Annotated in this window: 6 protein-coding genes and 2 pseudogenes; 2 read left to right on the top strand and 6 right to left on the bottom strand. The window is 65.6% G+C overall.

Features of this window, described 5'->3' with window-relative positions; all coding sequences use genetic code 11:
* Positions 1–570 precede the first annotated feature (570 nt).
* Positions 571–1,065 (top strand): hypothetical protein, encoded by a 495-nt coding sequence (locus tag H7I57_RS31400; protein ID WP_264028401.1) that lies wholly within the window; start codon positions 571–573, stop codon positions 1,063–1,065.
* A gap of 304 nt (positions 1,066–1,369) precedes the next feature.
* Here the strand turns inward: H7I57_RS31400 and H7I57_RS31395 are convergent.
* From H7I57_RS31395 to H7I57_RS31370, 6 genes and pseudogenes are all read right to left on the bottom strand, one after another.
* Positions 1,370–2,066, bottom strand: a pseudogene (locus H7I57_RS31395) (hypothetical protein).
* A gap of 172 nt (positions 2,067–2,238) precedes the next feature.
* On the bottom strand, positions 2,239–2,607 hold the full coding sequence (locus tag H7I57_RS31390; RefSeq protein WP_081437719.1) for a hypothetical protein: 369 nt from the start codon (positions 2,605–2,607) through the stop codon (positions 2,239–2,241).
* Positions 2,608–2,671: 64 nt separating this feature from the next.
* A complete protein-coding gene (locus H7I57_RS31385) occupies positions 2,672–2,953 on the bottom strand; it encodes an SHOCT domain-containing protein (protein WP_011896134.1) in 282 nt (93 codons plus the stop codon).
* A 422-nt stretch (positions 2,954–3,375) separates the two neighbouring features.
* On the bottom strand, positions 3,376–5,334 hold the full coding sequence (locus tag H7I57_RS31380) for a heavy metal translocating P-type ATPase (protein WP_011896133.1): 1,959 nt from the start codon (positions 5,332–5,334) through the stop codon (positions 3,376–3,378).
* Positions 5,331–5,714: an ArsR/SmtB family transcription factor gene (locus tag H7I57_RS31375; RefSeq protein ID WP_011896132.1), complete on the bottom strand. Its 384-nt coding sequence runs from the start codon at positions 5,712–5,714 to the stop codon at positions 5,331–5,333. The genes H7I57_RS31380 and H7I57_RS31375 overlap by 4 nt, the downstream gene beginning before the upstream one ends.
* A gap of 73 nt (positions 5,715–5,787) precedes the next feature.
* A complete protein-coding gene (locus H7I57_RS31370) occupies positions 5,788–6,744 on the bottom strand; it encodes a L,D-transpeptidase (protein WP_011896131.1) in 957 nt (318 codons plus the stop codon).
* A 136-nt stretch (positions 6,745–6,880) separates the two neighbouring features.
* Here H7I57_RS31370 and H7I57_RS31365 point away from each other — a divergent pair.
* A pseudogene (locus H7I57_RS31365) lies at positions 6,881–7,047 on the top strand (cytochrome c biogenesis protein CcdA); the annotation flags it as partial.

The following is a 7,047-nucleotide window of genomic DNA, read 5'->3' as shown; positions in this document are numbered from 1 at the left end:
TTTGGTCTGGGCATCGGTCCCGCCGTGCTCATTCACGAAGGCTCTACTCTTATCGTCGTCGCCAATGCGTTGCGCCTCCTCGGGATGCCGATGCAGTCGGTGACCCCAGCAGCGCCGCGGGTTGAGCGTGCGAACGAGACGCCATGACGATCGACAACCATGGTGCGGCAGGTGAATTCGAGCATGCCGACGTCGACACGGTGGTCATCTTCGTCGACATCGCGGGGTTCACGGCGTTCACCGAAGCCCACGGTGATCATCGTGCTGCCGAACTGGCAGATCGGTTCGCCGCCATAGCCGCCGGGGCACTCGGGCCCGGCGACGACATGATCAAGACCCTCGGCGACGCCGTGATGATCACCAGTTCGGACCCCGCCGCGGCGCTGGCTTTCCTTCGGCGACTCCACGACGAAACCCGGCGTATCGACGGCTTTCCGTTGCTGCGCGCAGGCATCTGTGCCGGGGCGGTGGTGAAGCGCCGCGGAGACGTCTTCGGGTCGACGGTCAACACCGCAGCCAGACTGGCCGCCGTCGCCCGGCCAGNGCGCAGGCATCTGTGCCGGGGCGGTGGTGAAGCGCCGCGGAGACGTCTTCGGGTCGACGGTCAACACCGCAGCCAGACTGGCCGCCGTCGCCCGGCCAGGTCAGATCGTAGGCAACGCCGAGGCCGCGGCCGCGCTTCGGGGGACGGACTTTCTGGCGATGACGTCGTTAGGCGCGCTCCGGCTGCGAAACGTGAGTGCACTGGTGGAAGCGTTCGCCCTCGACGTCGGAACCCGCCACCAGGAGCACGTCGATCCGATATGTCGGATGCACGTCACGACAGATGCCCAGTCGCTGACGATCGCGCATGAGGAGGACACGTACCGGTTCTACTTCTGTTCGACGGCCTGCCTACGCCGATTCGCAGACCGCGTTGGCGATATGAGCACGTCGCCTGGTGACGGGGACTTGCAGTCCACGCCGTCGTTCTTCGCTGAAGTCGCGGCCCATTTCGACACGCTGGGGTCCTCGCCGAACGGGCGGGAGTCTGCGCCGTCGTCGACTCGTTCAACCTCCTCGTAGAAGGCCGATGATCACCATATTGTTGGGAGGCCAATATCGGGTACGGGCGTTGGCTTGCCGGCGTTCAGTGCCGCAATGGGGTCGCTGTTCGCGGTGGCTTCTGCGTCGCCTATGGCCGTTTCGGCAAGCTCACTGGACTTGTCGAGTTCGCTCAGGGGAGCCGAAGAAAGGGTTGGCTTGCACAATCCCCGACTCAGGCCGGCGTGGACATGCCTGCCGTGCCATCAGTCACCACGCGGTGCCCTGCTGCGGCGACTACCGGTACCTGTGGCGGCTCCGTCTGGTGGGGCTTTCTTGCTTCGGTTCAGCGGCCTGGTCCCATCATTCCGTGACCCATGCCGGGACCCATCATTCCGTGACCCATGCCAGGTCCCATCATCCCGCCGCCCATCATTCCGCTCATCATCGCCGGCATCCCTTCGACGACGAATCCGGTGACTTCGCGGGCGTGTTCGCGAATGGCGTTGGTCAGTTCTGGGTCGCTGGAGGTTTCGACCACCACCACGCCGCTGGGTGTGAGCGTGATCTGACGTTGATAATCGGCAGCNGTGTTCGCGAATGGCGTTGGTCAGTTCTGGGTCGCTGGAGGTTTCGACCACCACCACGCCGCTGGGTGTGAGCGTGATCTGACGTTGATAATCGGCAGCACGGCGGAACAGGGTAGGCAGGCTTGAGCTCATGCAGGTGACTTCACTGCCCTGATCGAGGTGGGTATACATCGATGAGACGTGGGCCTGCAGTTCGGCGACGAGGTCGGCGGAGTCAGATTCGGTGGTGGTGCGCACCCCGCCGGGAATCTCTTCGACGCTGCGTCGAAGCTCGCCATGCCGCATGAACATGTTCATGTAGGCGCGCATGTCCATACCGGTCGCGCCACCCATCCCGGGTTGGGCACGGCTGACCGGTATGTCGATCATGTTGCGCAAGACATACCCCAGCCCGAAGAGGGCCCCACCGGTGGCCAGCATTCTCAGCGCCGCTCGCCTGCTCATTCCGGTCATTTCCGATGATCCCTTCGCGTGCTCGACATGTGCTGTGAGAATCGCGTTGTGGGCGAACGCGTGGTGCGAGTTGCGTCCGTCTTGGGCGTTGGCGGCTCCGTGGCCGACGATGGCCGGCTCGATGAGACAACTTGAAATTGCTGCCGTCGCAGCGTGAACCTGTTCTTGTGCGCTACGGCCGAGGTGTGGTTGGAGTGGTTGTCGGCGGCTGCCACTGGCCGGGCCCCCAGGGGCCAGAGGGCCCCATGTTCCCCGGTGACCATGAGCCCTGCGGCCCCATCATGCCGGGCCCCATCATGCCGGGTCCCATCATGCCGGGCGTTCCTTGACAATGCCCCCGATTGCCGCCGAAACCGTCGGTGGCCCTGCCGATGAAGAACCCGGAAAAGAACACCACCGCAACGATGAACACCGCAGCGGCGGCAATGCCACTCCACGCCAAGGCGTGGTTCACCCCTCGGCGCTGTCCGGCCACGGCGATTCGTTCGCTCGTGGATTCAGGTGTATCGGTCATTCTTCCAATCTCCTTCGCTGCATCCATTTTTGAGGTCCTCGGTCGACTGGCAATCCCGCTATCGGCCGACCGTGAGCCCGCGGCACGTGAGTCAGCGCGATTCCTGGTGTTCGCGCAGCAGCGTCATCCGCCGCCGATACTCATCCTCGTCGATGTCGCCGCGCGCAAACCGTTGGGCCAGAGCATTTTCGGGCTGCGACCAGGCTCCTGAATCCGCGCGGTTGCGCTGTGCATCGCTACCGGCGAGATGCCGGATGGCCAGCACGACCGCGGTGATCAGGGCGGCCGACAACAGCACCGTCACCGCGCCCATGAGGATCCACCCGCCCCATCCCCAACCGCCCCACATGCAGCCGTCTGTGCCGTACATCATGGTGGTGAACCTCCTTCACTCGACTCGCCGGGGGAATGTCTCACCTGACCACCAGGATGGACTGGCAGGGCGCTCTGACGGTAGGGCCGATGTGCCTCAACATGCCCGCAAGCCGTGCGGAAACCAGAAAAGTGCCTGTCTCCATGGTTCGGCATCAGCTCGAGGATCATTTTGCCCTGCTACTCGTCGGCGTCGACCCCATTGTCGAATACCCCTGCGGGTATATCAAGGACCCTTTTCGGGGGCGGATCTAACGAGACTTGGCAATCTGCCGCTACGGCCACCCGGCGGTCCATGGATATGCGCATGACCGGCCCTTTGTGTGCCGTGTGGGTTGCGGGTTGGCACGCAGCTTCAGCCCGGGTCGCTTTCCCTGCCACGGGCGTATGCACTCACCGAGATTGTCGGACAACTTCCGCCGATCATGAGGGCGCCGCTGCTGCGTGGGCCGTCGCTGGTTGGTCGGTCGGTGCAAGGGGCAGGGGCTTGGCGCGGCCGGCGCGCACACCATTGGCGATGACGACGACCTCGGCCAGCTCGTGGACCAGCACGACGGCGGCCAGACCGAGCACACCGAGCAGCGCCAGCGGTATCAACACGGTGATCAGCGCCAGTGACAGGCCGACGTTTTGCAGCATGATCCGTCGGGCGCGACGCGCGTGGCTGAATGCCTGCGGCAGGTGGCGCAGGTCCTCGCCCATCAACGCCACGTCGGCGGTCTCGATGGCTACGTCGGTGCCCATCGCCCCCATCGCGATACCGAGGTCGGCGGTGGCCAGGGCGGGGGCGTCGTTGATCCCGTCGCCGACCATGGCTGTGTTGCGCTGGGCACGCAGTTCTTCGATGAGCCGCGCCTTGTCCTCGGGGCGTAGCTCAGCGTGCACATCGTCGATACCGACATCTTTGGCGAGCGCGGCGGCGGTGGTGTGATTGTCGCCGGTGAGCATCGCGATGTGGTAGCCGTCGCGGCGCAGCTGGGCGACGACCTCGGCCGCCTCGGGACGGAGTTCGTCGCGCACGGCGATCGCGCCGACTGTTTGGCCGTCATCTTCGACGAGCACCGCGGTGGCGCCGGCCTGCTGCATCCGTACCACGGCATCAGCCAATGCGCCCGCATCGAGCCACCCGGGTCGGCCCAGGCGAATCGTGTTGCCGTCGCGGCGTCCGGTGAGCCCGGCGCCGGTCACCGCCTGCACGTCAGTAGCCGGGGTGACCTCGTCGACGGCGGCCAGGATCGCCGCGGCCAGCGGGTGTTCACTGCGCGCTTCCAGCGCTGCGGCCAGATCGAGCACCTGCTCGCGGGTGGCGCCGTGGGTGGTGGCCACCTCGATGACAGTGGGCCGGTTGGCGGTCAGGGTGCCGGTCTTGTCCAGGGCGACGCCGCGCACCGCGCCGAGGGCCTCCAGCGCGGCGCCACCCTTGACCAGCGCGCCGAGTTTGCTGGCCGCACCGATCGCGGCGACCACGGTCACGGGCACCGAGATCGCCAACGCGCACGGCGAGGCCGCGACCAGTACGACGAGGGCACGTTCGATCCACACGGCCGGGTCGCCGAGCAGGCTGCCGATCATGGCAATAAGGGCCGCGGCGATCATCACCCCGGGAACCAGCGGCTTGGCGATGCGGTCGGCCAATCGCTGGGAGGCGCCCTTGCGGGACTGTTCGGCCTCCACGATCTTCACGATGCGGGCCAGCGAGTTGTCCTGGGATGTGGTGGTGACTTCGACCTCCAGCACGCCGGTGCCGTTGATCGAGCCGGCGAACACCTCGTGGCCCGGTTCGGCTTCCACGGGCACCGACTCACCAGTGATCGCCGAGACATCCAGCGCGGTGCGGCCGCTGCGGATAATGCCGTCGGTGGCGATCCGCTCGCCGGGCTTGACCAGCATTCGGTCGCCGACACGCAATTCACGTGAGGACACGACCATCTCGGTGTCGCCGCGCACAACAGTGGCCTGATCAGGCACCAGCGACAGCAGGGCGCGCAGTCCGCGACGGGTGCGTGCCAGCGAATACTCTTCCAAACCCTCGCTGATCGAGAACAGGAACGCCAGCATCGCGGCTTCGCCGACTTCGCCGAGGAGCACCGCGCCCACAGCGGCGATGGTCATCAACGTGCCCACCCCGATCCTGCCTTTGGCCAGACGCTTCAGCGTGGACGGCACAAAGGTATAGGCGCCGACAACCAAGGCAACCGCTTCCAACGTGAGCACGACCGCCGACGGCGCACCTGCCCCGCCGGCGATCACCCCGGCCAGCAGGAACACCCCCGCGACGGCCGCGAACTGCAGTTCCCGAACCTGCCACAGGGATTCGGCCTGCTCCTCGGGCTGCCCGCTGACGTCGGCCTCGTCTCCGCCGCAACCGCAGGTGTCGCTCATCGCTTGGTCACCGCTTCTTTCTTCGTCGCATCGGCTCCGTAGACAGGGCACAGCACCACCTGGTTCCCGGTCGCGGCCAGCAGCGATTCCGCCGACGCGAGCAGATCCATCAGCTCTGGGCGATTCAGCGAGTAGAACATCTGCCGGCCTTCCGGGCGCCCGGTGACCAGGCCGCACTCGCGTAGGCAGGCCAGATGCGCCGACACAGTCGACTGCGCAGTGCCCAACACCCTAATCAGATCCACCACCCGGGCCTCCCCTTCGGTGAGGCGCTGAAGGATCGCCAACCGGGTGGGATCCGATAGGCCGCGAAACAGCGCTGCCGCCGGCGCCAGATCCGCGGCCGACGGGGAGGAACCCGCTCCTTTTGTCATCGCCATTCAACGATGATAGCGCTCGATTCCTATCAATCGTGGTGGGCCGGTGGGTTACTCGGTTACGCTCACCCAAATGTCAGATCTGCCAGTCCTGGGCACCGTCGTTCTCGTCGTAGATGCCGACGGAATTCTTGACGACGATCGGGTCCCCGCTGCCGAAGTTGTCGTAGAACCACTGCGCATTGGCTGGACTCAAATTGGGGCACCCGTGGCTGACGTTGCGCTTCCCCTGATCAGCGACTGACCAGGGCGCACCGTGAACGAAGATGCCGGCGTTGTTGATGCGCACCGCGTCTTGGACTTTGAGCTTATAACCTTCGGCTGCGTCGACCGGAACACCATAGGTGGAGGAGTCCATCACCATGTCGGCGAACTTCTCGAGCACGTAGTAGGTGCCGTTGGGCGTCTCGTATCCCGGCTTGCCTAGGGATACCGGCATGGTCTTCTCGAGTACGCCGTTGCGCATGATTTCCATGTGGAGGGTGGCGTTGTCGATGGTCGCTACCAACGAGTCGCCGGTGCGGAAGCTCGATTTCGTGCCGCTGGCGTCGATGCTGACCGTGGTGTCGGCGGGCCAGAAGTCGATGGGTCGCCATCTGAGTTGAGTCGTGCTCATCCAGTAGAACTTCCCGGGGACCGCGGGGGTGGAGGAGATGTGGACGGCTTGTTCGGCCAGCGTGCGGTTGGCGATTGGTCGTTGGAAGTTGATGATGATGGGTTTGGCGACGCCGACCGTCGAGCCGTTCGTCGGGTTGAACGTGGGGGGAGCGAAGACCGGTGGGCCGAGGTAGGGCACCGGGTTTTGGCCGGCTGGTGGGTCCTCGGAAGCTGCCGGCGACGAGCCGGGGGGCGGCCCGGTTAGCGCAGGGAGGAGGGGGCTCGGCGCTGTCGAGCCAGGGACCGTGAGGGGGTCGCCGGACCGGGGCAGGGGCGTCTGCGGCTCGGCGCTCGCCGACGGCGCGGTCAGCACGGTTACGGCTGTTAGTGGGGCCATCAGCATTGCCATGATCAGCTTGGGGGGCGGGCATCGCATGCGGCTTCCTCCCTCCGATGATTTGTTTCTACGTAGTTTGATAGTAGATGATGGCGTCGGGTCCGGCGGTATGGCCGTGACCTGCGTCGTTGTTGAGCGGTGTTGGACCGGTGGGTACGAAGGGGTGTCGGACTTCGTGGATGGCGTCACCGCGATCGCTACGTCTGGACACGTCCTTCTCGCGGTGTTCGTGTCGGCTTTGGCAGGGTTGGTGTCGTTCGCATCGCCCTGCGTCGTCCCTCTCGTGCCCGGGTACCTGTCTTACCTCGCCGCGGTGGTCGGCGTGGATGACCAGGCGCGTGC

Origin of the sequence: Mycolicibacterium pyrenivorans, from assembly GCF_025821625.1 — a bacterium.
Taxonomy (GTDB): domain Bacteria; phylum Actinomycetota; class Actinomycetes; order Mycobacteriales; family Mycobacteriaceae; genus Mycobacterium; species Mycobacterium pyrenivorans.
Note: the sequence above shows the minus strand (reverse complement) of the source record. Positions and strands in the feature narration are given on the sequence as shown.